Genomic DNA, 26,689 nt, shown 5'->3' on the forward strand with positions numbered 1-26,689 from the left:
TCACCTCGTTATTTTTTTACAGATTTTAGGATGTACTCTTTTAGCTTTTTGGGATCTTGCAAGTCTGTAGCGCTTGCATCATTACCCAATGCGCTCGGTACTAATGGTTTTGTCGCAATTCTGGTAGTAGCAAACTGCTCATTGCTAATAGTGCCGTTGCTGCCTGCCTGATTTACGATTCGTGTTTTCAGCTCATCCAATGGGATAAAGCCTTCACCCAAGACAACTGTTTTGCTTGGAGGTGTAGCCATAACGATAGTAGGCGTTACGGTGATATTCATTTTTGCTGCCTGGCCGGAGTCAACACGGTAGTCAGGGAAGTCGTTACCTAGTGGAAGGCCATCTAGTGAGATTGGGAGAATCTTGAAATGGTGAGCCTGTGCTAATGCTTTCAGGATTTTTGCCTGAGAGTGACAGAATCCACAGTCTGATCGGAAAAAGAACCAGATACCGGTTTTTTGAGCGATAGTGTCTAGGGTGACATTTGAGTTTACTGTTGCGCTTTGCTCAAGCATATTTCGGCCAGCAGTAGAGATTGGCGTGCGTGAGTTAGCGTCCAAAAATGGATCAGCGGTAACTACGTTAGTCGCTACCTGGGCAAAGCGTTCAGCTTTATCCATTGCTACGCGTTGAGCATAGTAAAAGGCAGCAACGTTGTCTTCAGTAGGGTTGTCGATAGCCGCATCGCGGAGATTATCCATATTTTCCTTAAACCACTTTGCGGTAAAAGGCTGTGGTGGCGGTGGCGTGACGACTTCAGGCTTTGTAGGTTCCTTTTCAGGTTCTTTTTTAGCTTCTTTAGGTGGTTCCGGCTTTTCAGGGACAATCTCTTCATCAACCTCTTTTGGAGGCTCTTCCCGCCAATACCATCCGCGCTCTTTGTCTGAGAAGAATGGATCAATAGCATTAGCCGATAGGCTAGTGAAAATCAGGAACGATGCGAGTATTGTTTTCATAGTTATGGTGTGACTGAATCTTTAATCTGTATGAGGTCAACTTGACCAACGCCCTTTTCAACCCTGTCGTATATGCTGTCTTTGTTAGAAGCAGCCTTGTCGCTGTATTTAGTCATATTTTCTAGGGATAGTTTCTGAGTGGCGTTAGCGATACTGGTATCCTGAATTCCGCCTACTTGAAGCAGAGATATCCATTCACCTAGATCCACTTTCGAGAAATCTACAGAGCTTAATTGAGCAATTGTTATGCCAGAACAATCAGGATGCTTGGCGCTACCCCATGGTTTTCCGAGTTGAGGTCTGATTTGCTCCTGCATGATCCTGGCGAATGGGGAGTTGAAACAGCAATATGATTTTTTCTTTATAACGCATACACCGAGGATCTTGTCTCCGCAGAAAGTGCCGTTGTAGTGACACAAGCGCTGGGCCTTTTTAGCGCCAAGGGTGAACTCTTCTTCTTCACATGACCAGATGATCTGAATAATCAATACAGCTATCTGGTAGTACATGTAGATTGTCATTAACGGTTGCATGAATGACATGAAGTTACTTACGTTCATGCCGAATTGACCGGTAAGTTCTGTGCCGTTATAGATAGGATCAAATATTTGGAGTGCTACGTCATCTCCAAAGGCACTAGAAACGAAGTTGTACATGCCTGTCGATATGTCTGGAGAAATATTTAACCAATTTGTGCCTGGCTGGAGGATAGAGCCGCCGATAGTGGATGAAATCTGGTCAAATGCTGAAGTCATTGGGCTTAGTACATCGTCTAGCAAAGCAGTGCCTTGGGACATATCTAGAAGTGAACCTGCAACGTCCTTACCTTTTGCAGCCAATTCCTGACCTAATTCAGTTCTTTGTGAAAGTGCCCAAGTGTTTGTAATTAACTCAAGGTAATCGAATGGACTTACACCTTTGGGAGAAGAGCAGCAATCCACAATGCCAAAGAATCCAGATTTACAATTGAAGAACTCCCCTTTGAAGAAGATGCAATTTCCATCGGTTCCGCAGTTAGAGTCTTGCTGTGAAAAGTTTACAATTTGAGACATGGCTACAACTTGGCCAAAATCTTTGTTGGTCTCTGTTGCAACGTCCATACAATCAGTTCCCATGCAGCGGATAGTTGCACCGTTGCATGTGGCTTCTGTAGTGGACTTCATTTGCCCAGGTAAAGGGAAACCACAATCGTAGGTGGATTGTTTACCTACTGGCTCTTCATTGTTGTCCTTGAGGGCAGAAACAGAATCTTCGTAGACCAAGCGACACTGCTCATTATTTTTATAAGGTGCGCATGAGTCGGTGGCTACAGCCAAGTTGTGGGTCTGGCAATGCTCAATGCCATTTGCATCTTTGTCGCAGATGACTTTGGTACCAGTGCCAGTGCCATATGTTTCAGTACAATTTTTGTATTGTGGATTTCGGTTTTTATCTGGATCGCAGTCATATGTTTCCTGATATGCGTAGCAGCCTGTGCCATCAGGATTTGAGAAGCCATCTAAGCAATCTTGGCGAATAATTCCACAAGCGGCTTCTGATGTGTACTGTGTGCAGTTTTGTGTTGGTGCATTTGAAGGATCACAGTAAGTATCACTTAGACAAGTGTTGCAAGTGGTTTCTACCTTAATGTCGGTGCATGTTTTTGGGATGTTGTATTTGACCAATTCTGGAGGGGTAGGCTTCATTCGAGTGCCTATCTTCCCTGTTGGGCAGTTGAGAATGCCAGCTGTCATTACACAGCCATTAGCATCATCGTTTTCACAAGTTACTGATCCTTGACAGATGGTGCCATCATCAATTGCATTGAAGGTTGAAGCACATGATGGGGCGACATACCACTCGTCTTTTACGATTCGAGCAATTGTATTAGTGATTGTCATGGCTGGAGGGCCAGATACGCAAGGGTCTTCACCGCAAACAGTTCTGAATTGATACTTACCAACCATGCCGTTGGCGCATGATGGTTCTTGAATAATGTCTAAATAACCGAATCCGTTTCCGTTGTAAGTAATCCATGGCTGTGGAGATTGGCTTAATACTTTGTTACTTGGGCCTGTGGTGCGGATTGTGATGTACGATGAGTCGGCCTGGCACATTTCTGCAAATGGCATTGTGTTTACAATAGACATCGAAAACCAGATGTTCCCGCGTGCTACTTGGGTGCAGGTATATGGAACACCCATGTATCCGCCACCACATTGAGTTATGGTGTGTGGTACGCAGCTAGAAGTGCCGTTTTTGAAGTCTAGTGTGCATGTACCCCATGGCGCGGCACTCCATCCAGAATCGTTGTTATCGGCAACATAGAGGGACATGCCGGTTAACATAGTCTCTAGTTGAAGCTCATGTTTTACTTCACACTTGTCATCAGCAATAGTAAGCCGGTCACATGTTTCGATTTTTGGGGAGCCATAATTAATGAAGGTTTCACCAGTTGTGGTCGTATTGGATGTGCATGCCTGAAGAATTGCAGACAGGTCGCCATTTCTATCTGAGTAAATGTCATTTGCCTTAACAGCTATTGGATCGCCCTGTGTCAGTCGTGGCCTGGAAACTAAATCACGGTCACGCAAGAGTTTGTATGCATTGGCCGTAGGGTCAGTATTAGCGGGATCTAAGTAATTTTGAGATTTTTGCCCTGCTTGCTGTGTAATTTCGATGTCTTGTCCGTATAAGTTTGCTGGCGTGGCCGCCTCAGAACTTGCTCCAGGGAACACATCTTCACGCTGAAGCGAGATTGGGCTTCCCTGGATGTTCATATCCATTTGACCGGTGGTTGGGTTTACAGTAGGAAGAGTGAAATTCTTGATAATTGATTTACCAGTACGCTGCCCTTTGTTTCCTGCGTCTTTTAATTCATCAGCTATGGCGTTTACTGAGTTGATGAAGAGCGAGCTAGGGACTAGCACAGTGCCTAATGCACGCATTAAACGATATGTGGTTAACAAAGGGTTCATCGTCATTGTGACGATGAGGTAGGAACAAACTAATCGTTGGAATTTTTTCATGTTTTTTAGTTAGCGCAGCAATCTGTATAGGACCAAAGCATGTAGACGAAATCTTCACCAATCACAGGGATGTTTCTCCACTCGCCCCAAACAAAAGTAGATTCACCAGTTGCATGGCAGCACCTGTCGTTTAAAGTTGATGACATGGTTACTGAATCATCACTGCTGTTTTTTTCATCGCCGGTTGATGGCGTTGTTAGACCACTTGGGTTTTCAAAAGCAATGGTGGTCTCATCATCATGAGCTTCTGGGATCGGATGAATCATTGACCATCGATATTGCTGTTTTGGGAAGAATGGATAAATCTCACCGCCACACATAGCGTTGTCACCAAATGTTTTACGTGCAAAGCCGCGCCTGTGCTGTACAGCAATGTATTTGGCAGCCACAAGGCTTGATTCGCGTGGAGGGGATTCAGCTGCGACGTTGTGAGTAGTGAATGGATACATAGAACCCCAACATCCTGCGCACCAGAAGAATGAGTTTGATGACTTACCTGTAGTGGTAGTAAGTGTGCAATCGACAGCGCATGCAGCTTGAGCTAGTGGATTGGCAAACAATACAACTTCGGGAATCATCAGCAAGCCTAATTCCGGGTCGTTTAATATAGGGTCAATGGTGCTTGTTGAAATAAGATCCATTTCACTATAGGCATCAGCCTGGCAGTTGTATTGAAGGATCAACTCCATAATGGACATAAGAGGAAATGCCCAGTAGTTAACGTGATAGAAGCCTTGTTGTGACGTGGTGTAGTCACCCTCATGCGAAACAGCGTAACCGCCGAATTGGGTAGGGTTAAATCCGAATGCAGTACCGCCCAGTACAGGTGAGCAGAAAGGCTGACGCACTACTTCAACAAGTTTTAGGGGATTCCAGAACCCAACATGGAATCCAAATGAAGGAATGCCAAGGGGTCCTTCACAAAAGCATAAGCTGGCGTTAGATGCACCATCAGGTTCACCGTCTGGACTACCCATGCCAAACAACTTAAATGGCAGCATGCAGGACCAACAAATACCTGTTATAAGGCGCTGGCCGAAAATCTCAGCATCCGGACAGAGATTGTTACTGGAGGTGCCCTTTCCGTCTTTGATATAGTCGGCGGCTGCATTAGCGTTTGTAATGCAGAAGAAAGCGATGAGTATTGAGATAAATAGTTTCATTTTTGCATCGAATGTTGTGTACGGATTAATCTTCCATCTTTGCCGCTAACGGTCGCTGGCAAAGCGGAAACCCTGAAGCGGGAAACTATGTCTTGGTTTGCTAAGAAAAGGCCGCCACCGATTGAATTTCGGATGTTGTGGAATTTGTCCCAGTTAGTATCGGATGGAAGTTTAGTAGCCATTACAGACACGTTTTTGCCTGTCTTATATGCTTCTTTCACAAAAGCTTTAACGAAATCGAGTTGATCTTGATTTGTCGCATCAAACAGGACGTATGTTTTTGAAAGTGGCATTGCATGTAGTGGGTTGAATGAAGAGCCTTGTTTTGCGATAAGCCTTCCATCAGGTAGCGATACGTCTTGAGCAACAATAAAAGTAGGGTCGAAATCGATTGTTTCTGTTTTATTGGCCGTAGGTAAGTTGATGTAGTTTTGATGCTTCCAGATACCGTTAACGCCTTTTTTCGCAAGCTCGCGGATATCGAGCTTTTTGAAGCGCTCTTGCAGATCAAGCAAGAAGTCTTTTTCTACAATTGGAAATGTGCTGGCAGCTTTGTTCTGCATACCAGTGGAGCCTTCACTTAGGATTCGTTTAGCGTATTCAACATCAAGCGTACCGGGCACTGTTACATGACCTGTAGGGGTAACTACGGTCACAGCTGGTACTGAAGTAACCTTGAACTGACGGAATGGCCGTGGATCAATAGAGACTTGTGGGGGGGCTTTAACTGCATTCCTGGAAGTAGAGAAGTATCGTGCGGTTTCCAGTATGTTCTTGCCAGGAATTAGGCCGTTAATAATTACGAGGCCATTGTGTTTAGAGCTTTGTTCCATGGCTTGCAGCACTAGGCCGTCAGGCATGGTTGAAGATATGTGGATATAGACTTGATTCTTTGGCATGTCCTTAAATTTTGCCATTTCGCATTCAGTAAGGTTTGTTGAACCGTCACACTGATTTTCTGGCTCACCTACATTAAGGTTTTGTAGGTATTGCTTAATAGCTTGCTTAGCTTGTTGCCTATTCTCACTATTGTATAAACGGCCTTGCTGGACGTTAGATGCTTTGATTGCATCATCAATTAGTGAGTCGGATTCAGCCTCGTAATCGGCTGATGATTCATTGAGCTTCTTGATTGAGTTGGTCAATACTTTGGTTGACCTATCCAAGTAGTCAGGATTGGCAAAATCCTCTGCCACTACGAGAGTGGCAAAGGAAATGAGGATGGCGGTCAGTATGCTTTTAGAAAATAGCATAGACAGTGCCTTCAATCGCTGAAGCGTCTAGGAATCCAAATTCTTCATAACGAGAATCGTAAGAATCCTTATGAGTACCGACAACGTAGAATTTTCCGGGAGGGACTTTGGTTTCGGTTACAGGTGTAAGTGGATTGCCTTTACGGGTGAGGGGCTTTGCATGCCCTACATAGGTTCCATTTAGGTATACGTCACGTTCTTTAACTACGATTGAATCACCAGGCTTGCCTGAGAGGATTTTTACAAGCTTGTGATTAGGTGGGACATATTTAGCGTTTTGTTTAAATGCCACCATGTCGTTGATATCAGGTTTTTCGCCATAGTGAATAATGAAGAAAGTACCAGGTAAAGAGACATCGTTATTGATAGCGATTTTGTAGTTTGCTGCGAATAAATAATAGACAGCTATCAACAGCATGTAAGCGAAGATGTTGCGGTAAATATGGTTAACCATCAACGTGTAGAACTTGAAGGTATTGTCTTTATTTATTTGGGCTAACATTGTTTGTTGCATAATATTCATCCGGGGCGGCTACTACTTCTGTGGAATTTAGGACTATGAATCCCTGCTTTTTAAGTGACTCAACTTGGTTTCTCGCCATATCTGCGTAAAACTTTGATTGAGACTGATAGTTGGGGTCGTTTAGATCTACAGCCTTGACATACTGGCCGACATCAAAGATTGCTATCGGGATTGGAACTGGCACCTCAATCGCTTTTTTGTAAGCGAAATAAGATGCCCCCAAGGTAATGGCTGTAGAAAGGGATACTGAAAGTATCACTGCTTTAAGCGTTGACATGACTCTCCTATGCGGCTAATGATTGTTGTTCTTCAGATCGAACAATATCTTCAATAGCTTCAGCAATCGTCATGCCAGTTTTCACTCGTTGATCAACTGCATTGATGTCATCAGGGTGAGTTGAGTAAAGGATTTGAGTAAACCTGTTTACAATCAGCCGCCCTACTCCCAGACCAACGTTGGTATAGAAGAAAATCTCGGAATAGTATCCACGTTGCGTGTGAACGGATTTGAGAGTGTCAAAACCCCAGTCACCGATATCAAGCTTACCTGTACGTTTGATTTGCTCAATTACTTCTGGCTTTTGGGCCAGGAAGAATAGATTCGCGCTGTTTTCGGCAATTGGCGTGGCGCGTGGGTTGTCGTACAAGTCAGATAAAGACTGTGTAATACAAATTGCAGCACCGTTGTACTTACGGAAAAGACGGTATGCAGTAACGATAAATTTAGTGATATCGCCACCTGATGTAAGCAAGTCCCACGCTTCATCAAGAATCAAAACTTTCTTACGCTCACGGCTGCCAAGGTACATGTTTTGTTGAACTTGGTAGATCAACATGAGCAGTACAATTTGCATAAGGTGTGGTTTAGGTTTCAACTCTTCCAGCTCAAGAACTGTGAAGTCATTAGTGAAATCCATATTGTTCTCACCAATGAACCATTGACCGTATTCGCCTTTTGATGTGAACGCGTAGAGTTGAGCGCCTACATCGGATATACGGGTGTCTGGGCTTTCAAGCAAAGAGTTAGCAATGATATCGATGGTGAGTGCTTTTTCATGAGCATCCCAACAAACCTTGACGATCTTGCGTAGTTCAGCCATCTGGAAGTCAGTCAGCTTTTCGGTTGGTGATGACATAGCAGCGATAATGCCTACAAGCATTTCACCCTCTTCGTCATAGGATTGGACTAGCTGGAATGGATTTAGGCAGAGGTCTGAGTCTTTGGTAAATTCAACAAAGTCACCACCAATTACGTTTGCAAGCTTCTTATATGAACGGCCAACGTCAACCACCCAGATTTTTGCGCCTACGGACAAATAGGAAGTGATGATTTCATTTGTCAGAAAGCTCTTGCCGGAACCTGAAGCAGCAACAATACAAGTATTGAAATTAGTTTGGGAGTCAAACAAGTCAATTGACATCGGCTGGCCGAATCGTGATGTCATGGTAATAATTGGCTTGTAACCTGTACCCTTCCACTCTGACAAAATTGGCAGCATGTGTGAGGCTTGTGATGATGCCAATGTGTTGTATCTGCGGAAAAAATTAACAATCTTTTGTTCAGTTGATGAAAGCAGTGGAAGTGCATTGAAAAATAGTGGCAGTTGGATAAACTTGTCTTCGTTCATCTGATAGCCTAGTTCGCGGTAATAAGAAATCATCATGCCGGCCTGCTCATTGGCTTCTGTGATTGAGTCAGTAAACATGGAAAATGTTTGTTGAACTGAAACGATCTTGTCGCCTTTATCTAACTCTTTGAAGAGAGCGTCATAGCCAGACTTACGGACGGAGATTTGTGGCGAGAATTTAACGACCGGGCCGAATGCCTGGTAGTCGGTCATCATTTTCTTCTTGCTTAGTTCGTCGCGGCTTTTACCCTGGTCAGGGAAATAAACGTTAGTGGTAATCATAAAGTTACCAAAGATTCCACGGGTACCGGAACGTGGCTCACCAATCATCAAGAACATATTCATGACGGAGGTTTCATCGGGAAGGCGCTTTGGTGATAATACTTTGACGTATTTATTGCCAAGTTTTAAAACGTTGTCTTTGTTTGTGATGATCGTGCTGTAATCCAAGATTTGATCACGGATTAAGCGTTGCGGGTCGTAGTTAACTTCATCGCGCCAACTGGCGTTTTCATCCCAGTTCAACACTGAAGACATGTAACGGATGTAGATGTCTGGTGTGACATCCTCATTCATCATTTGCATGGAGTCGAGAGTTTGCTTAGTGAATACACGACACTCGTTCAAAGAAATCATTTCTTGTTCGGTTGGAAAGTCACCATTACCATTAAATGGGATCTTCACGGAGACCATCAGGACAAAGTTTCTGACTAAATTTTTCACCCTGGAATTAAGCGGTTGCTCGGAACCTGACTCAATAAAGGAGGCTTTGTTCTTTGTGATATCGTCAACGATTTGGGTTTGAGCGTTGCTACGTGTTGCGAGCATTCGGTCGAGGAAGTTCTGAATATCTGGTGATGCGAACAAGTTAAACTGAATGTGTGTGCCAGCTGGAAAGGCGTATGAGAGCAGCACGTTTACTTTGTCAATCACAGACTGATTGCAGAAATTAAGTGGGTCACACATGAAGGCAAAACCAATTTTTCTATCTGATAGATAAAAGAGTTTTGATTCAGGATCGAAAGAAAGTGGTGTGAGCAGGTCGGTCGCCACGGTACGATCTAGCTGGTCGTATATGTCAGTCATTAAAAACTTCTCCAATTTTTATACCGATGTTTGGTATAGTTATATTTGCTTCTACATACCTGTATAAGCAAAAACCCTACCATCTGGTTAAAAAGGTAGGGTTTTACAGTCAGAAAATTGGCCGTGTCATGATTGCACTCATGACGCGGATTTTTTTACACTGTGTAAGTGAAGATGCCTTCAAGAACTGATGGGCCGTAAGCCATAACCAGCGCGCCAGAAACACCAGCAACAGCTGCGATAACGCTTTGACGAACGATACCAGTAGCGATACCAACGATCAGCATAGCCAGAGCGATGGTACGACCCAATGAACCTTCAGCCCAGTCGCGCAGAGTAGTAACGATGTCACCGAAAGTAGCGTCAGCAGAAGTAGCTGAAGCAGCACCAGAAACAGCTACCAGGCCAGCAGCTACCAACAATTTTTGCATTAATTTATTCATTTTTTTCATCCAATGTGTATTCAGTATCAACCAGTTTTTTTAGGAGTCGCGGGTTGTTATTGACTCGGTTATTACAAAGAGCAGTTTCTTAAACGGGAGTGGCAGTTAAGAAAAAACCCCACAAACCGTATGTAGCTAGTAGGGGTTTTTTACAGTCAGAAAATTGGCCGTGTCACGATTGCACTCATGACGCGGATTTTTTTACACTGTGTAAGTGAAGATGCCTTCAAGAACTGTTGGGCCGTAAGCCATAACCAACGCGCCAGAAACACCAGCAACAGCTGCGATAACGCTTTGACGAACGATACCAGTAGCGATACCAACGATCAGCATAGCCAGAGCGATGGTACGACCCAATGAACCTTCAGCCCAGTCACGCAGAGTAGTAACGATGTCACCGAAAGTAGCGTCAGCAGAAGTAGCTGAAGCAGCACCAGAAACAGCTACCAGGCCAGCAGCTACCAACAATTTTTGCATCAATTTGTTCATGTTATTTCTCCAAAAGTTTTAACTTCAAAAAGTAACCCGTTTTTGTGAGAGTCGTGGGTTGTTATTGACTCTATTCGTGTAAACAGCGAATTCTTTAATTGCGTGGTGAGGTTCCACCTGTACTAGCTTGCAAAGGGGTAAGCACCTTGTTTGCAGCAGCGGTTGTTTTGCTTGTCTGCTCTGGTGTCAATGTCCATTTGCGGCCTTGCACTTCTGCGTAGAGGTAATCGCCTGCGTGGAACACACCGCGCTCATCCTCATACGGGAAAACCTTCACACGTATAACTTTTGCATTCATTCGTACTGGAAGCGGTCTATCCGCTTCAGGTAGCATGACTGCTTGACCTTCATATTCATCTTCTTGGGCGTGGGCTTCTTCATTAGGAGCTTTGCCAGCATTAACTGCTTCGATGTTTTTATTCATCTCTTCTTGGCTTGTGGCCGTAATATGAGATGAATTGTTGGTCAATCCATAAACCTGTTTTGCTGAGTAGCAGCGCACACCTTCTGTATTGTTAGGGCATGCAAACTTGCTATTCCCGGAATCAAACAAAGCACAACCTGAAGTGATTCCAGTTAAAGCTATCAGGCATGCATATATCGATAATCTTTTCATCGCTGTCCCTGCCCTTACTTATTTAAGGTTTTTTTCAATCTGGACTGACAAATCTTCAATCCGACCAGGAACAGTTCTGTTATTTGGCATTACCGTAAACGGCACACCTTTAATACCTAATAAGCTAGAAGCCACAATCGTCTTTGTTAACTTCTCAATGTTGCAATCTTGCTGAGCCATTGGCAGGTTCGTGTACTTAGATGCAAAGATTGAATTCAAGGCTTCAGCCTGATTATTCGCGCAGTGCATGTTTTTCACGATACGGCCTGACTCTTCGCCTAACACTGGGATTGGGATAATCTTGAATGAATACTTATCCTTCAATGCCGGTATCTGGCGGGTTACAGCTGTACAATGTGGGCAACGCGGATCAACAAAAACTGTTACTTCCGGCTTACCCTTGGTTCCGTAGGAGTAATAAGCAATATCAGTCCCGTTAAAACCAATTTTGTTGAGATCCAACTTATCCACGTTATCCGCAGACTCAACAGTAGTAATCTTCGAGAGATTCCAGGTGTCATAAATGACTGGATTCTCAATCGCAAAACGTCCGTTCTCAGAAATCAAATAAGTCTTTTCATTATCAGCCTTTACCAAAGCAAAAGCGCCAGATGGAAGCTTCTTAAGTGATTCCACTTTGCGAATGGACTGTTTAACACCCATCGCATTTTTAACGTCATCAGAGGTGGATTCTTCCCCTGCCATTACTGATGTGATCATTGCACTTAAAGCTACTGCAACTAGAGAGGCTTTAACTGCTGTTCTTAACGTTGTTTCCATGATTTAAATTCTACCTTCGCAAAAAAAGTTGTTTTGACGTACATGCATCACATATAAGGCAATTTTCGGGCCTAAGTTTGTAATATGTGATGCGCGTTTTCTCAATTTAGTGTTGATTCTCAGGGATAATTAGCGTCCGTTGAACATGCCGCTAGTCACTGCACCCATTGCTGCCGCACCCATATTTTTGGGTGATAAGTTATTTACTTTATTTGGAGCGTTGCCCCCCATAAGACCTGTATTGCCAGCTGCGGAGGATGTAATCTCGCCTTGTGATTTGGGGGTTATGCTCGCACCACGATGAACGATGAAATCCATTGAACGCCCGGCATCGATTTCGATGATTGGGAAAATGGAGTCAGCAGTCTTCATGTAGTAATCCTTAATCTGGTTTGCTGTACTTCTAGCGCCTGCGAAAGCACCTTGCGTAACCGCGAATTCAGGATCTGGCATTTGGAACTGTTCTGTGTTGCTTGGGTTAATACTTAACGCGCGAACACGGGATGGTTGGAAGATGTTTGACATACCTTCAATGAAAGCTGCCAAAGCACCCTTTGCGATCACGGAGCCAGCCTTGCTTACTAAGCGACCGCGTATACCGGCTTTACCATCTTCTCCAGAGGCAAAAGCGTCGATTTTGCTATCGATAATCTTATTGTCATTGGTAACGCAAGATAAGGTTTCAGTGCGCATGTGGGCGCGTTCTGAGCTTAAGTCGCCATATGTTGAAACAAGAATGAAACACTCCCTGATATCAAGAAGCGCAAAGTTAGGCATGATGGCTAAGTCTTTAATGCGGAAAAGCACTGGCAGTGGCTCTGACTTAGAGTTTGGGCCGGTTGGTACATCAGCACCTGTAACTAAGACACCTGACAACATAGTTCCTGGTGGAATGTAGTAGGTGTCTTTCTTTTCAGTTTGCTTGGAGGCTTGATTGTTTCGTTGAATCGATTGGTTGATGCGCTCACGTTGGGTCATCGGCAAGCCATTTTTTGATGTATTGGCGGCTACAACTGTAGGATCGTTTGCGCCCTCACCTTCTGGAGCGGGTGGCACCAGTGGTTGCGATGTACTCATAAAGCCACGAATGCGAGACTGTGATGGTCCTGACTTAGTTGGTGATTCAGCAGATACAGTTTGAGCTTGATCGGAATATGGCTTGTCATCTTTCAAGTCAGGAATAGGTGACAGGTCAACTACAGCTGGCTTATTCTCGCCCAATGGGGATGCATAAGGCATTGGAGTCAGCTGGCTTGTTGGTGTGGTCAATTCACGCGGGTTCAGTGGTTTGATTGGCGTGCTAGGGATGTTTGGAGATGCATTCTTACCTGGCTGATTACGGTCGTTCTTGACGATTGGTGTGCCAGGAAGAGTAACTAAGTCGGACCCGCCTTCATATGGCAAAACTGTGTCAGCTGAAGGTGAAGCTCCTTTGTTTGCTTGGTTGCCATCTACAGCAGCGAGTTTTCTTGCCAGTTGGGACAATTCACTTTCCATATTGGCAAGTCTTGCTTGAAGGACTTCTGTAGACACATCTTTTGTGTCTCGGCCCATCAGAAGAGTAACTTCTGGTTTTGCAGCTGCCGCAGAACGTTTGTCTGGTGCAGATTTTGGAGCGGAAGACGCGTATGCGATAAATACCCCTGAAACGAGTGTACCCGCAACAGCCAGCATCACGTTTCGCTTTTGAGCCGGGCGTAGATTTGCCCATTTAGATTCTATTGACATGTTCTAAACCCTTACTTAACTAAGATTTCACGCTTCTGAGTGTTTTCAACTGTGTAGTTTTTGTCTGTTAAAACATACAGCTCAGTGCTTTGGTTCGGTTCGAGGTTGACGTATGGGTATGCGGAAACAGCTACTACGCCTTTTCTGTAACAAGCGCTTTCAGTGATTGGCTGATTGCGTTCCGAACGATTCGTGACTTTGTATACGATGATGCGGCGGTTAATTGACTCGTAGGTTTGCAAAGGGGCGCTTTCCATTTGGGTAAAGCGACATTGAGGTGACTTGGAGCGCTTTACTTCGCCAGGAACATAACCTGTGGGTACGTTACCTTTTGCGATTTCAGTCATCAGAGTTGTAATCTGATCAAGGTAATTGTCAGTTTTGTTACCGTTTAATTTAAGCATTTCTTCAAGTGCGTCAGTTGAAAGGTTCTCTGAATTGTTTTCCATGCCTTCAATGTGAAAGATGATTTCGCGCGGCATGATGTTGTCTGGGATTAGCAGAACGTTGATTGAAGTTTTCTGATTGTTTTTATCAGTGATAAAGGCTGAGATTGGCCCAGTGCCTTTTGCAGTAATGTAGATAATGTTGTCAGAAACGCTGTAGTCAAAATCTGAAATTGTTGGAAGGATTGGGTTCTGAAAAGGCGTGATAATCCGATTCAAGTAATCTTTAGAGATTTTGACTATTTGAGTAACGCCAGGCTTAACTGTGATATCGATCTTTGATTCGCCGTCAGTCGGCAAATTAAAGTCTTTAGGTAATTCAGGTGGTAGTGGAGCCGCCTTTTGTTTGTAGTCAGCAGCAGTAGTTGTATTCGCACCGGCCTGAGTCACTGTACGCTTGGAGCGGACAATAATCGTTGAGTAGTCCGGCACATCGGGTTCAGATACCGCATCTACCTTTTTAGGCGATGGCAGCTTATTAGTATTGAAATTGTCCAAACCTAACGGCTGTGGCAATCCATCAGCAGCTGGTGGTTTTACTTCAGGTGCTGGTGGCTTGACAGGCTTCTTGTTATTTTCAATCTCAACTTTGTCCTGAAGCGATGCTTTATTAGGAGAGTATGAGTTTGATAATGTGTTAATTACTTCGCTGGTTTGAGCGGAAGGCGTAGTTGAAGTTATCTCTTCAGCCATAGCCGTATTGATTGCAAATAAAGCAATCAGAACGCATGCAATTTTGTTTGTAGATTTCATAGTGTCACCTTCAATTATTCGATTGTTTCTTCAGGATTTACCTGTTCTTTTATTTGCTCTAATTCACGGCGCTCATCTGATTGCTTTTTGCTTTCATTAGCGCGGTCAATGTTCTGCTTCATTTGCTGGTTCTTATTCATACGATCAACAACATCTGAGGTGTGTGGATTTCCAACATAAGAATCGAGGTAAGCAATAACTGGACGACCAGCGCGTATAGACACTTCTACCTCGTAGGTCCGGTCGAACGATGAAATCTCACCAGTAGATGCCAAGATAGAAGTACGGCCAGTGACGAAACATTTGTTTGTCGTGGTTTCGTATGACACTGATCGTGGGTGGAATTGAACAGTTACTGCATCTCGCTTCATAACTGCTACTTCCTGACGCATGCCGTTAGTGACGTTTTGATAAACATCAGAGGCAAGTAAAGGCTGTATTGAACTTAGAACAAAGTCTGAGTTACCAGGTGTTACGTTGCCCAGTAGTTCTGCAATGAATAGCGCCCATGATTTCTTGTAAGTAGCTGAAGCTGATTTATTTGATATTTCAGCTTTTTCGTTCAAAGTTGGCGGGACAAGAACGGTAGTATTTTCTTTGCCTAACCAGCCCATCATTGCAATTAGCAGGAAGAGCATCAGGAAAAAGATGATGAAGCGGTAGAAATTATTTTCCGCGATAATGGTGTTATAGGTTTTTTGAAAGCTCTTAAATATCATGGTAGATACTCATCCTCGAATGGGTTGCGGACTAAATGGGATTTAGGAAGAATCAGGCCGATGCTATACAGCCAATGGAAAAAGAATCCATTAGGATTACCATCGCGGAATTTGCGATAGATTTTCATGGTGATCCAGATAATGCCCATGCAGATCATGAGCTTTTTCATCATGATGCCGATACCAAACAGTACGACAATGAACAAAAACTCATCCAGAGGCCACAGGAGCATCAATGGGGGGTCATCTACACCCCTTGGGATTACTGTTTTCATTACTGCACCTCGATTTCTGAACGTCTGTTCTTGGCTTTTGCCTTGGATGTATTCCGTGGGTCTGCGAGCTTTGTTTCACCGTAAGCATGAGATTCGATGTTGTCGAACCCGGCTTTGGCGAACTTGGACTTCACAGCGGAACTGCGTTTTTCTGATAGTTTTTGGTTGTAACCTTTGTCACCATCCTGATCAGCATGAGAAGTGATGCTGATTTTTGCGGTCTTAGGGGTCGCGGATAGAATCTTGTCGAGCTTTTCCTGCTCACCCTTTTTAAGAGTTGATTTATCGTGATCAAAGTAAAGGATGTACTGTGTTGGTTCTGGATGCTTTTCAGCTGGTTGATCTACAGGCTTTTGAGCTTGCTTTGGAGGTGCCAGAAACTTTGATAAGTCGAGTGCCGGCTTCGCAGGTGGATAAGTATCGACCGTGACCACAACGTAGTGGCGCTTTGGCATCAATGCGATGACGTGTTGCGGAGCTAGTTCTAGTTGCGCGGCCTGTGCAGTTGATTGGATATAGTCAGAATCATAGTAAGGCTGCAAGTCTGGGTTTACTGTAGCCTGGACAACTGGTTCCTCGGCCTTCTTAGTTGAAGCACAAGAGGCTGCCAATGCAGCCAACAAGATTAATGTGATTTGTTTCATTGTGATAATTTGCCTTTTACTTTAATGACGCTGTTCACGTAGTTTTGGCCTCTATCGACCTGTTCTTTCTTGCCTAGTGAACCAGTGTGGTACGCAGCTACGACATTGGTGATATCGCCGTTATATCGAGTCATTAGCTCTTTGAGATAACGGGATGTCACGTTGAGGTTTACAACTGGGTCGAGCAGATCGTGAGGGTTTGTGACGCGGTGGCCGTGATACTCTAAATTGATCTGGCACATACCAACATCAATGTTCTTCACCTTAAGGCTTATAAGGTGAGTAAGCATTTCTGATGCTTTTTCCTTGGTGTGAAAAAACATTGGCCCATACCGAGAATTCAGGACGTAAGGCCATGGCCGTCTAAAGCCATCATCGAACCTAATACCGGATTCAGTGATACAAATACTTTGGATGACTTTTTTTTCAATTCCAGAATTAGTCGCTGCCGTATCCCAAATGTCTTTGGGTGCGGATGAAGCTACAGATGGCGCTAGAGATAGCGCCAGTGCTGAAATAGAGGTAATGCAAATGCTGAAAAATGAACGCATAATTAGATCTTGTGCAAGTTTGATGCCAACAAGCGTATAGACAGCCCAAATAATATGAACCAGAGCGGTACAAAGAATGGGTGTATGGAAAATGGGTATAGGAAAAAGAAAAGCGGAACAAAGAACAAGAATATGATGGAATGCATTGCATACCCGTACCTGGTAGCGCTGGTTAGCTGGAATGTGATTAACTTGATTCTTCGTGTGTAAAAGCCATCAAATGCAGCTGCAATGATGAAAGGGGCAAATATTGGAAAAAAGAATAGAAGGTAGTTAAACCGCAGCATGCCGAAGTAAATTAGGTTCCAGTACATCTTAATTTTTTCATCAATCCATTTGAACAACGGAGCGCCGAGGTTGCGTAAAGCACCGGAGTTATCCTTTTGGTCTTCAGTTGGGATGAAAAGCTTGAATGAGCCTTCCTGAATGCCGGTATCGACAAAGGCTTTCTTGTAAGTAATGTAGGTTTTGTTATTTAGATAGCTATAAGAACTGTCACCAATAAATTCTTTGGTATTGGAAATCTCTTCTTTAGCATGGTCGGTAATGAGGTCTACCGGGATAAAGAAAGCAATGGCTATGAAGTTAAAAAATGCGATGCATGTCCATACGAATAGGATTCTAAGCATTTACAATGTCCTCCTGGATAAACTGGATGCAGTCGAAAATCTGGATAGCGACAGATATCCTGAAGTCAGTAGATGTATCGACTGGATTGGTGATTGTGATTTTTAGGGTCTCGCTTTTTACGCGACCGCTAGACCATTGAGAGAATGAGACTAACCTTGGATTCCAGGTAATTGGTTCACCTGATAGAAGATCTATTCCAGTTGCGTTGTATCTTGAAAGAATGGATAGCTCATTAAACAGGGACAACTTGAATAGATTTGGCCTGTTTGCATACTCTTTAAGGGTAGGAATAGCATTTGATGGGAATGCGTGCTTAAAGGCTTTAGAAATGATATTAGTGGCTAGTAGGTTGCCATCGGTGTCATGCAGAACGTGGGTTAAGAAGTCACAGAAATTTGTGATGACATCATTGATGTCATCATACTCATCGCAAACGAATTCAATATGTGACCGGGTTTCATTATTTAGTTTGGATAAAATGCGGTCTTTTTCAATGGAGGTGTTTTGTTGGTCCATAATAACTTTTCAGTTGTTTATTATGGAATGATGGTAATGCTTACTGAATTTTGGTTTTGTCGTACATGTGGCCTATTTGCAGCGGTTTAGGTAACGTTTCTCTACTTAATATCCAAAGCGTCTTCTACACCCTTCTTGGCCTGCCTTGAAGAACTAATGCTTGAGTTCTTATTCGTGCGCTGACATTCGGTACAATAATTTGATGGGCGCTTACCTCTATCCTCAGTGTCGTCTTTATTGATTTCAGTGCCGCAGGATTTGCAAGAAACAGTGTCAGACTTTAGGCAAACTGGGCATGTGGTTTGTAATTCATCATGAACGTGAAAGAACACTTGAGAACATTGGTTGCAGTTTTTTGAGAGAAATCTGTATCGGCCTTGCTGAACCTTAAAAATAAAGTGGCATTGATTAATATCAAGAGGTTTTGTTACTACAAGGTTTTGAGTAATGACTTGCTGATAAAGGTGGAAAATCATCATGAATGCGATGACAGAGTGTTCATTGGCATGATGCTTCATAACGAAGTTCATCGCATGGATGAAAATGTTTGCATGCAGCTTTTGTTCGGTAGTACGGCAAAGATAACTTTGGCTTACGATTGTTCGCTTCGTATTGTTTGGCTGATCGGGAAAAATATCCTTGTAGATGGCCCTGGCCTTCTTTGGTGATAAACCTAGCAGGTCAATTAGCAATGAGGTCTTAGCCCCATTTATGTAGAGAATTCGAGCATAGGTCTCATTAAGGACCTGCTCATAAGTCTTGTTGGAGCCATTGTTTAAGTGCTGAGATATTTGGGCAATCTCAGCACGTAATTCTGGGAATGAGAAGTTCATGCAGCAGCTGCGTGTAGCGTTGAAATAATTGAACGGATCGCCACAATCCCATCCAGTCTAGGGATGTTGTGTTTCACAGAATTAGCATGTTCAGCCCAGAACTTAGAGTCTTTGGGTTGAGCAACTGCGAACAGTGGCGTTTTGCTGTTAATGGTGAATTCTCGTACTTGGCTGATAGTTGCATTTTTGATGGTATCGGCAACCTCAACGCTTAAGCCGTAAGTAATGCGCGTTGTCTCGTAATCGCGTTTCAGTTCAGACTGTACGAGTTGAATTACAAGTAGATTAATCTCAGCTAGTGAAAACATATAACACCCTCTTCCCTGTTAATCAGTAAATATTGGAAATCTTGCTTTTATAAGCCGTCCACCTGAGAAAACACCGAAGTAGTGGAAATTCGGTAGTTGCCCAAATACATCTGGTGGCAGCAGTTCTATTAACTCTTCTGCAAACCTTGCGCCTTCATTGGACTGGAATTGAGTCGCGGCCATGGCTGAACTGCCTGAAGTGCCGATACTGAATTGCATTTGTCCAATGTAGGTTTTACCAACGCGCTCAATCAAATATTCCTGGGTTTTGATATCCAATGAACGCAATGCGATCACGTTGTTAAAGTTACCTAGCACTTGTCGTGCCCGTTCTTCACTACCCAGACGCGCGGTGATGTCGGGTAATACTTGTGTAGCCATTGTCATCTCAATGCCTGCACCCCTACCCTTGTTTGAAATTTCAATAAACGGTGGAGATAAAGCCGCAGCTGCCTCATCAATAATGAAAGTAATTCTTTTGCGTGGCTTATCGCTTTGGTAGTTGTAGATTTGCCCGGCAGTAGCCGCCAGATCAGCGACTGCGATGGTGGCGATGGCATTACATACAGTCGGGTCAGATAACGCGTCTAAGCCCATGTAAAAGACGCGATTGTTTTCGATAATTTTGGACATATTGAGAATTTCCCTATTCTCTTCAATGTCGGTGTGGTCTGGAGACAGCAAGTTTCCGAGGTCTGAAGATGTCAACATTTCCAAGATTGGAAGTAATGTTGTAATCATCTTTGAAAGATGGGTTCTGTCGTGGAAGAACATGTTCACCAGCGAATCGACAATCTCATTACGATGAGTATGTGCAACTTCCTGGCGGTAGTATTCTATATACGCCATGATTTCATCGCGGGTAGTTTTACTTGGCTTGGCAAACTCACCACTGGCAGCACGTTGCTGGTATGCCTTAATCTGGGATTGCCAGTCGTTAACTTGTGACTTTACAAAGTGAGACATAATCACGTCTTCCACCAGTTGATCCAAGTCACCTTCTACATACTTACGCAGTTTCTTAAGGTTTGGCCGTTTATCAACCTGTAGCAAGGCCATTGAAATAATGTTAGCTACACGCCAGTTAAAGGCTACAAACGGGTCGTTTGGCGATTCTGAAGGCAGTAATGATGATATGCGTGAGGCTAGTTCTGTTGGCCGATTGAAGTTCGACATTGGATCAAAGAAAACGGACTGTGAAGGGAAAGCGACATGGAACATGGCAAAGTCTTTACCGCGCCCCGCCCTTTCACACTCTTTCTTCATTCTTTCCCGCAATTCATTATCGCCTTTTGGGTCAATGACAATAACAACGTCGCCGCGCCATATTGCTTGTGATGTCAAAAACTCGAATAAGCGGGTTTTACCGGAGCCGGTAGTACCGAAGATAGCCGTGTGCCCCTGAAGATGCTTCATCGGGACAAATAGCTCAGTTTCTTCAGGCTCTACACCGTGTATGAATGGAGAACCCACATCGCGCTCATAGTTGGACTGTTCATAGACACCACTGCGAAGCCGCTTATACCAGTTTGGTGGTTGGAGTTGGGTGACATCTACTTTCTTGAGGTCATATAGTCGTTGTGAGTGGTCAATAGTCCAGTCGAATCCCAGACCAGCTATGAACTGGCCTTCGTTTTTAACTTGGAGTTGCCTGGTTGTTTCGGTTTTCTGAAGCAGCAAGCCTTTACCGAGTAGCGCTATTTTCAAATCCCAGATGGTCATGGCAGCGCTCATGCGCCAGCCGATGAAACACATGGAAAGTATTAATGAAAGGACAATTGGCTGTTGAGGTAGGTCAAAAGCAAATAGATAGAAAATAGTAATTGAAATGGAGATGAGCCAAACCACAAGGGCTTTGGCCTCATATACTTTTCTCCAGGGGATATCAAAAGGTCTTTCTCTGAAATATGCCATGTTCTTTTACTGACGTTTAATTTTCCAGTGATACAGCAAGCTATGTGCCAATCAGGTAGTTAGCTCCAGTAGCTTGGAAATTTCAGCCTTCAGTACAATGCACATTTCTTTTTTATTTGTTTGCGGTACATGCAGAGAAACGACCTTTTGGGTCTTACCAGCTTCAGTCCAGGCGAATTTAGCGCTGTGAAGTTGGGTTGTCATAAGCACGCGGTCAAGTTTTAAAGTGTCTGCGTGGGTCAATGGAATTGCATAGAGCAAGATTGACTGCTTACTATTATCTTTATGCGTATGCACGAAGCCAACGGGTTTATTTCTAGGATCGATTTTTGATAATTGGTGAGAAAGTATGGCTGATTCTATAAATTTAGCCGTTTTAGGGTCTAGTTTTTGAAGCTCAATTTTTTGATTAGCGTTGAGCTGTGGTTCTGATGTGCTGACCGGGATTAACAAGCCCATATCAGGGTCAATAAACTCATCTTCCGCTGATGATGGTGAGTGAGACTCATCATCCTGGTCGCCAAATACAATGTGTGCTGAGATATCTGGCGTGTATTCTGCGTCAGGAGGTGGAATATCTGATAGGTCAGGATCAGTGTAATTAACCACCTCAATTTGAGCTGAATTTGTTTCCAACGGTTGGATATTAGGTTGGACACTCAAATCAAGCATATCTTGTTGATTTTGTTGCGGCTTTTGAGCTTCAATGTTACCAATAATTTCTGCGTTTTTTTGTTGCCCATTGGTAACTGCCTTGGATATTTTTCTACCTATTTGCTCATCAGTCATTTGTGCTGGTGCCGGCTTTCTCAAGTCATTAGGAACAGGCTTTAATGCACGCTGAGTATCCAGATCAAAGATGATATCTAAGCGGTCGATTTTCACAGCTGGATATGAGTCATTTGAGGTAGGAGGATAAATCATGAAATAGTTGCTGTTTTTGGCCGCATCTTGGTTGAATGCGCCGCCCTTCACCATCATGTCTGCAATAACATGCATGTCGTTTGGTACGCCTTTTATTTGCTGTGACTCAAGATTCTGATACAACTCAGGGAAAGCAGTCTTCCAGATGATGTAAATACCGCCTAGCTTATCTACCCATACGCGGGAACCCTTCTCGTTAACCTTCCAAGTGCCATTGTGAATGAGCTTACGCATGGCCGTAATGATGTATGGGTCAAGATGGGTACCAACAATCGCTTTACCAAACGAGCTTTTGTCTCCATCGATGTCTTTCTGAATAATCTTGCCTCGTACATCCTGGACAATGGTGGTAAGTGGATTGGGGTGATCCATGCCGGAACCATTGATTGTTGCCATTAGAGCGAGGGCGATTTCGTTATAGTCAGTAGAAATCTGCAAAGTGGCTTCTACCGGGATGATTTGATTCGCCACATAGCTGGACATCGTTTGGGCTTGATGCGAGCTGAGTGAGTTATTTTGAACCCAACTTAAGAAATAACGTTCATGGCCGCCCTGCTCCAACCAATCTACCAATGGTGTGTTCAGAGCAGGCCACTTCTTACCATCTGGTGCAGTGATAACCATGCCGGACATAACACGGTAGGTTTCGCAACATAGACCAGCGAGAAAAGCAGCAAATCGCCACTTAGGTTCAGTCTGCTGCCTTACGTCTGGCGTTTCGGCGGCTGTAAATATTTTACCTTCTGCCTGGCGTACTGAGTGATAAGCCACCTCTAGGCCCATACGGAACAAACCACCAGCGCCACGGTGATTTTCATCTTTGGTAGCAGGTAGCAAATGCACGTAGCGGACGAAATTCAATATTGCCTCATCGACAAGCGGATTAGTGATTTGCCTATGGATTTGCTCGATCAACTCATTCTGAGTTTTTAGTATAGTTTCGACAGGTAAATTTGGAAGGCCATTGTCGAATGGAGGCCAGCGTGGAACGTTGTCCAGTTCCTTTGAATAATCAGAATTTGGGTGGTATGCAACTCCATCGCTTTTTTGAAGGAGGCCCATTATTGAGTTGATTAATTTAAACATGCGGGTTAAATTGCAATTTCTATTCCACAAACCCAAGCGGGAAGCGCTTATATGCACTTTAAAGACATACTAACCGTGAATACTTCACTAAATCCTGACGGGATTTACGAAGTGCATTGGCAATGGTGTTCTAAAAAGCAAGGTATCGTGCGATTAGATATGCGTAAAGTGCAGGTACATCCTAGCGCACGGGGCATGGAAGACGTTATTGCAGAGCTGCATGGCATTCACTATGTATTGGAGCATAAACGCTTCCTGGGCGATTCATGTGGAGGTATTAACCTATCTATTAAGTGCAGTCTGGGCGGTACGAAGAAGGCATTAAATGGGAAAGGTAATTTTAAGAGCTTGGGTGGCTGGTGTACGTTTCTGAGAAACAGGTTCGAGAAGGCCGAAGTGATTGTAGATCAGGATGATTCTTTCAAGCATGAGAAAGCTTTACAGAATATATCGAACATCGAATATAAAAAGGAACTGTATAACCGAATAAAGGATTTTCGTGGCGAATGGTTTGTAGTGACCATGCACGCGATGGAAAGAGTGGCTGAGCGCTGGAACCTCGGTCAAAATGGTGAAGAAGCTTGGCGCAAGATTATGCTGGTGTTTGCTGATGAAGTAACACTGGAGTACGTTGAAGTTAATCCGGATGGCCGGGTTGAACGATATTTTTTCAATGAACTGCAAAACGTCCTGTTTGCATGCAAGGAAGAGTCAATCGTGAGCGTGGTGTATACAGAGCGTAAGGACATAAAATGGCTAAAAAAAAATGACTACTCCAAAGAGGCAGTAGTCATATAAGAATTAAAAAGCAACAGCGCCGCGTAGGGAAACCTTACCAAAATCAAACAACACTTTTTTAATAGGCCTTGTATTTTGATACTCGAACAAGTCCTGCGTTAACGCGGTATATTCTGCCAGCGTTATTTCAAACTCGTTGTACTTACCCTTTAAGCGACTATTGAGGAATTTCCCAACACTAGGAGCATTAGACATATCAACGAACACCTGTTCAGATACGTTCGTATACTGATATGTTTTGCCTGAAAGAAAATGGACTAAAAGATGAGTCCCATTCCAGGCAAATTCCTTGATGGTGGTACTAGCAGAAACCTTAAACTTTCCAGCTTGAGACATGCTATACCCCTCTCAATCAAAAACTAACCGCGTGAGCTAATGAATTGCTCTTAGGTTTGAAATTGAACAGTTGCTTAATCAAACCAAGCTCTTCCATGTAGTCCCTGAAGTCTGGCATGTCCATGAAATTAAAATTCTTAACTTCGGATGGTTTATAAGCTCGGTTGATTTCCATATTGCTTGAGTCTGCATCAGCAAATTTTACTGAGCCATTGTTATTGTCCCGAAGAATTGAATCCAGGTACAACATCAATAGGCCAGCCATCGGAGGATGGTTATGCTTTAGCGATGAGTCTACTTTGAAGCAGTCAGTTGTTTGAATAACTCGAAACACGATGGAAAATTCATATTCAGACAGATCGTGATTATAGGTAACAGTCGTTTTAGTAGATTCTTTTTCCACTGCAAGCCTGCCGCCAAATAACACTGAAACATGTGGAGCGGTGAACAATGAGAAGTCAAAGTCCTTTGCTGCATGCCCGGTCATGAAGATGATTGGTTTTGAAAACAGCGCGCCTGTTTGAGCATTAGTGATCATGGCCGTGATTGCACCACTTTCATCAATATCGTATTTTTCTTCACCGTAAACTGTAAAACCTTCACGATTTTTGATGACAATCTCAGACTTCATAAAGAAAGCGGGAGTTTTGCCATTTAAATCGAGGATGGATTTAACTGAAAATACCAGATCGTTATTTGGTGAAGTACGAACCTCAACTTGTTGCTGATCATTAATACCAATTGCCCAGTAAGAAACTACAGTGCTACCAGTATTCTGTTTTTCGAGGATATGAAAAATCATTTCGCATCCCCTTTAGCGGCTTCGTTTGCTCTGTATTCATCGGCAGCTGCTTCCAATTCATCTTCGGTGAAGTAATCGTAAGCTTTTGCTGCTTCTTGTACGAGTTTCTGAAAACCAATATAAGTGCAATCCATAATAATTCCTTTGTAAAAGAAGGAACAATCACGCCCAGAATCTGGGTATGTTTGCCCCAGTGGGTAAATGAAAAAAAGACAACCCCCGGAGGCGTTGTCTTTATAAAGGTTAAGCAGTTTAGACAGTTGCAGCAGTTTGAACTGCTTTGGCTTTCTTATCTGCATCAGCTAAAGAGACATATTCAGCTCCAGATACTTCAGTTGCAATCCGGTGGATAGCTTCTTTAGATTCTGGTGCCTTGCAATGATTAGTGATCGCAATTTCCAACGCATAATGCATTGGACTAATACCACGGTCAGTCATATTGCTAAAAAACACTGTCAGTTCAGCCCAAGATACCAGACCTCTTGTTGAAATGGTTTGCTCTAGTGCTGCGGAAGCATTTGAACTACCCATATAAGAAGCACGTACTTTAGTTGCAACTTCAACCATCGCTTTAGCATTTGCTATTGCTTCGACTGAATCCATGCCACTTGCAACGTAATACTCTGACACAATCCTTTGTTCAACTTCAAACTCAGGATAGTCAACGTTGTAAGCCCAAAAACGATCATCGTTAGATGTGTCTTGAGAATGGCGACCTGCATATAAGCCAGGAGACTCAGGGTTAACTGTTGCAATGATTTTGAAACCCTTTTTAGGTGTAATAGTTCTGCCAATTTGCTCGACATAAACTGGTTTACCTTCCAACAAGTCATTTAAGGCTAGTGCTGCATTAGGGTTTAAAGCGTTGTACTCATTTAAGAGAACAGGCCAACCGTTTTGTGCAGCAGTCAGAACAGAACCAAGAACAAATTTCATTTTTGGTTGAGCGCCAACAGCTTTTGTAAGCTTAGCCATCATTGATGCCATGCCTTGTTTATCAGTCTCAATTACAGCATTTGAATCAATTTGCTTTTGAGTGATTTCGGAAGTTAAAACCCAAGATCCAATAAAGTTACTACGGTCCATTGTCTCATCGCAATTTTGAGTGAGTAATGGGCAACCAATTAGCTGATAAAATTGCTCGGCCAATGTAGTCTTACCTGTACCTTTAGGTCCAATCAGCTTTAAAGCAATGTGACTGGAATTTTGGAAAACAACCATCATGCGAGTTTCATCTAAACGATGCTGATAAACTGGATTTTCAGCAGGTATAAACGATGCATATGAGGCTTTTGCTTCAAGATCATGATGAATGTTAATCATGACACTTGTATCAATAGCTGCGAATTGCTTGTGCAGCCTGTGAAGTGGCAATTTAGCTTGGCCTCTAGGTTTAACTTGAGTATTGGTATTTGTATTTGTTGCAGTAGTCATAATTTTCTCCAGAAAAAGAATGAGCGCAACAATCCCGAAACGGGAAA

At 43.4% G+C, this 26,689-nt stretch carries 28 protein-coding genes; 1 reads left to right on the forward strand and 27 read right to left on the reverse strand.

Features of this window, described 5'->3' with window-relative positions:
- Positions 1 to 8: 8 nt before the first annotated feature.
- From traF to mobH, 23 genes are all read right to left on the reverse strand, one after another.
- Entirely contained in the window at positions 9 to 956 is a 948-nt protein-coding gene (gene traF, locus ACTS9Y_RS00775; protein ID WP_442584117.1) for a conjugal transfer protein TraF, read from the reverse strand.
- A gap of 2 nt (positions 957 to 958) precedes the next feature.
- Positions 959 to 3,964, reverse strand: a complete 3,006-nt coding sequence (traN, locus tag ACTS9Y_RS00780; protein WP_442584118.1) for a conjugal transfer protein TraN — start codon at positions 3,962 to 3,964, stop codon at positions 959 to 961.
- A 5-nt stretch (positions 3,965 to 3,969) separates the two neighbouring features.
- Positions 3,970 to 5,127: a TraU family protein gene (locus tag ACTS9Y_RS00785; RefSeq protein ID WP_442584119.1), complete on the reverse strand. Its 1,158-nt coding sequence runs from the start codon at positions 5,125 to 5,127 to the stop codon at positions 3,970 to 3,972.
- On the reverse strand, positions 5,124 to 6,380 hold the full coding sequence (locus ACTS9Y_RS00790) for a TrbC family F-type conjugative pilus assembly protein (protein ID WP_442584120.1): 1,257 nt from the start codon (positions 6,378 to 6,380) through the stop codon (positions 5,124 to 5,126). Before ACTS9Y_RS00790 ends, ACTS9Y_RS00785 begins: the two co-directional genes overlap by 4 nt.
- Positions 6,367 to 6,894 (reverse strand): signal peptidase I, encoded by a 528-nt coding sequence (gene lepB / locus ACTS9Y_RS00795; protein ID WP_442584121.1) that lies wholly within the window; start codon positions 6,892 to 6,894, stop codon positions 6,367 to 6,369. Before lepB ends, ACTS9Y_RS00790 begins: the two co-directional genes overlap by 14 nt.
- Positions 6,863 to 7,180 carry a hypothetical protein gene (locus ACTS9Y_RS00800; RefSeq protein WP_442584122.1) on the reverse strand — a complete coding sequence of 106 codons (318 nt, stop codon included), beginning with the start codon at positions 7,178 to 7,180 and terminating at the stop codon, positions 6,863 to 6,865. The genes lepB and ACTS9Y_RS00800 overlap by 32 nt, the downstream gene beginning before the upstream one ends.
- 7 nt (positions 7,181 to 7,187) lie before the next feature.
- Positions 7,188 to 9,617 carry a type IV secretion system protein TraC gene (gene traC / locus ACTS9Y_RS00805; RefSeq protein ID WP_442584123.1) on the reverse strand — a complete coding sequence of 810 codons (2,430 nt, stop codon included), beginning with the start codon at positions 9,615 to 9,617 and terminating at the stop codon, positions 7,188 to 7,190.
- Positions 9,618 to 9,772: 155 nt separating this feature from the next.
- Positions 9,773 to 10,060, reverse strand: a complete 288-nt coding sequence (traA, locus tag ACTS9Y_RS00810; RefSeq protein WP_442584124.1) for a TraA family conjugative transfer protein — start codon at positions 10,058 to 10,060, stop codon at positions 9,773 to 9,775.
- Positions 10,061 to 10,261: 201 nt separating this feature from the next.
- Positions 10,262 to 10,549 (reverse strand): TraA family conjugative transfer protein, encoded by a 288-nt coding sequence (traA, locus tag ACTS9Y_RS00815; protein ID WP_442584125.1) that lies wholly within the window; start codon positions 10,547 to 10,549, stop codon positions 10,262 to 10,264.
- Positions 10,550 to 10,643: 94 nt separating this feature from the next.
- Complete coding sequence (gene traV, locus ACTS9Y_RS00820) at positions 10,644 to 11,165, reverse strand: type IV conjugative transfer system lipoprotein TraV (RefSeq protein ID WP_442584126.1); 522 nt, start codon at positions 11,163 to 11,165, stop codon at positions 10,644 to 10,646.
- A gap of 18 nt (positions 11,166 to 11,183) precedes the next feature.
- Positions 11,184 to 11,945, reverse strand: coding sequence for a thioredoxin fold domain-containing protein (locus ACTS9Y_RS00825; RefSeq protein WP_442584127.1), 762 nt, complete (start codon positions 11,943 to 11,945; stop codon positions 11,184 to 11,186).
- Positions 11,946 to 12,074: 129 nt separating this feature from the next.
- Entirely contained in the window at positions 12,075 to 13,673 is a 1,599-nt protein-coding gene (locus ACTS9Y_RS00830) for a TrbI/VirB10 family protein (RefSeq protein ID WP_442584128.1), read from the reverse strand.
- 11 nt (positions 13,674 to 13,684) lie between these two features.
- Positions 13,685 to 14,872, reverse strand: a complete 1,188-nt coding sequence (locus ACTS9Y_RS00835) for a hypothetical protein (RefSeq protein WP_442584129.1) — start codon at positions 14,870 to 14,872, stop codon at positions 13,685 to 13,687.
- Between the two features lie 14 nt (positions 14,873 to 14,886).
- Entirely contained in the window at positions 14,887 to 15,591 is a 705-nt protein-coding gene (locus tag ACTS9Y_RS00840; RefSeq protein WP_442584130.1) for a TraE/TraK family type IV conjugative transfer system protein, read from the reverse strand.
- Complete coding sequence (gene traL / locus ACTS9Y_RS00845; protein WP_442584131.1) at positions 15,588 to 15,866, reverse strand: type IV conjugative transfer system protein TraL; 279 nt, start codon at positions 15,864 to 15,866, stop codon at positions 15,588 to 15,590. The genes ACTS9Y_RS00840 and traL overlap by 4 nt, the downstream gene beginning before the upstream one ends.
- On the reverse strand, positions 15,866 to 16,510 hold the full coding sequence (locus ACTS9Y_RS00850) for an OmpA family protein (RefSeq protein ID WP_442584132.1): 645 nt from the start codon (positions 16,508 to 16,510) through the stop codon (positions 15,866 to 15,868). Before ACTS9Y_RS00850 ends, traL begins: the two co-directional genes overlap by 1 nt.
- The gene (locus ACTS9Y_RS00855) at positions 16,507 to 17,061 is read right to left on the reverse strand and encodes a lytic transglycosylase domain-containing protein (RefSeq protein WP_442584133.1); all 555 of its coding nucleotides are present in this window, start codon (positions 17,059 to 17,061) and stop codon (positions 16,507 to 16,509) included. The genes ACTS9Y_RS00850 and ACTS9Y_RS00855 overlap by 4 nt, the downstream gene beginning before the upstream one ends.
- Positions 17,062 to 17,063: 2 nt before the next feature.
- Complete coding sequence (locus tag ACTS9Y_RS00860) at positions 17,064 to 17,690, reverse strand: DUF4400 domain-containing protein (protein WP_442584134.1); 627 nt, start codon at positions 17,688 to 17,690, stop codon at positions 17,064 to 17,066.
- A complete protein-coding gene (locus ACTS9Y_RS00865; protein ID WP_442584135.1) occupies positions 17,683 to 18,207 on the reverse strand; it encodes a hypothetical protein in 525 nt (174 codons plus the stop codon). The genes ACTS9Y_RS00860 and ACTS9Y_RS00865 overlap by 8 nt, the downstream gene beginning before the upstream one ends.
- A 101-nt stretch (positions 18,208 to 18,308) precedes the next feature.
- On the reverse strand, positions 18,309 to 19,040 hold the full coding sequence (locus ACTS9Y_RS00870) for a hypothetical protein (protein ID WP_442584136.1): 732 nt from the start codon (positions 19,038 to 19,040) through the stop codon (positions 18,309 to 18,311).
- Positions 19,037 to 19,348 (reverse strand): hypothetical protein, encoded by a 312-nt coding sequence (locus ACTS9Y_RS00875; RefSeq protein WP_442584137.1) that lies wholly within the window; start codon positions 19,346 to 19,348, stop codon positions 19,037 to 19,039. Before ACTS9Y_RS00875 ends, ACTS9Y_RS00870 begins: the two co-directional genes overlap by 4 nt.
- An 18-nt stretch (positions 19,349 to 19,366) precedes the next feature.
- Positions 19,367 to 21,262, reverse strand: a complete 1,896-nt coding sequence (traD, locus tag ACTS9Y_RS00880) for a conjugative transfer system coupling protein TraD (protein ID WP_442584138.1) — start codon at positions 21,260 to 21,262, stop codon at positions 19,367 to 19,369.
- Positions 21,263 to 21,313: 51 nt separating this feature from the next.
- The gene (gene mobH, locus ACTS9Y_RS00885; protein ID WP_442584139.1) at positions 21,314 to 23,272 is read right to left on the reverse strand and encodes a MobH family relaxase; all 1,959 of its coding nucleotides are present in this window, start codon (positions 23,270 to 23,272) and stop codon (positions 21,314 to 21,316) included.
- 51 nt (positions 23,273 to 23,323) lie between these two features.
- Here mobH and ACTS9Y_RS00890 point away from each other — a divergent pair, with 51 nt between their 5' ends.
- Positions 23,324 to 24,070: a hypothetical protein gene (locus ACTS9Y_RS00890; protein ID WP_442584140.1), complete on the forward strand. Its 747-nt coding sequence runs from the start codon at positions 23,324 to 23,326 to the stop codon at positions 24,068 to 24,070.
- A 3-nt stretch (positions 24,071 to 24,073) separates the two neighbouring features.
- Here the strand turns inward: ACTS9Y_RS00890 and ACTS9Y_RS00895 are convergent, their stop codons facing one another.
- The 4 genes from ACTS9Y_RS00895 to ACTS9Y_RS00910 form a co-directional block, all read right to left on the reverse strand.
- Positions 24,074 to 24,406: a KTSC domain-containing protein gene (locus ACTS9Y_RS00895; protein WP_442584141.1), complete on the reverse strand. Its 333-nt coding sequence runs from the start codon at positions 24,404 to 24,406 to the stop codon at positions 24,074 to 24,076.
- Between the two features lie 16 nt (positions 24,407 to 24,422).
- On the reverse strand, positions 24,423 to 25,208 hold the full coding sequence (locus ACTS9Y_RS00900; RefSeq protein ID WP_442584142.1) for a hypothetical protein: 786 nt from the start codon (positions 25,206 to 25,208) through the stop codon (positions 24,423 to 24,425).
- Positions 25,205 to 25,342 (reverse strand): hypothetical protein, encoded by a 138-nt coding sequence (locus ACTS9Y_RS00905; RefSeq protein WP_442584143.1) that lies wholly within the window; start codon positions 25,340 to 25,342, stop codon positions 25,205 to 25,207. The genes ACTS9Y_RS00900 and ACTS9Y_RS00905 overlap by 4 nt, the downstream gene beginning before the upstream one ends.
- Before the next feature lie 118 nt (positions 25,343 to 25,460).
- Positions 25,461 to 26,642 carry an AAA family ATPase gene (locus ACTS9Y_RS00910; RefSeq protein WP_442584144.1) on the reverse strand — a complete coding sequence of 394 codons (1,182 nt, stop codon included), beginning with the start codon at positions 26,640 to 26,642 and terminating at the stop codon, positions 25,461 to 25,463.
- Between the last annotated feature and the right edge of the window lie 47 nt (positions 26,643 to 26,689).

The sequence above is a fragment of the Methylophilus sp. genome, from assembly GCF_052173275.1.
GTDB lineage: Bacteria > Pseudomonadota > Gammaproteobacteria > Burkholderiales > Methylophilaceae > Methylophilus.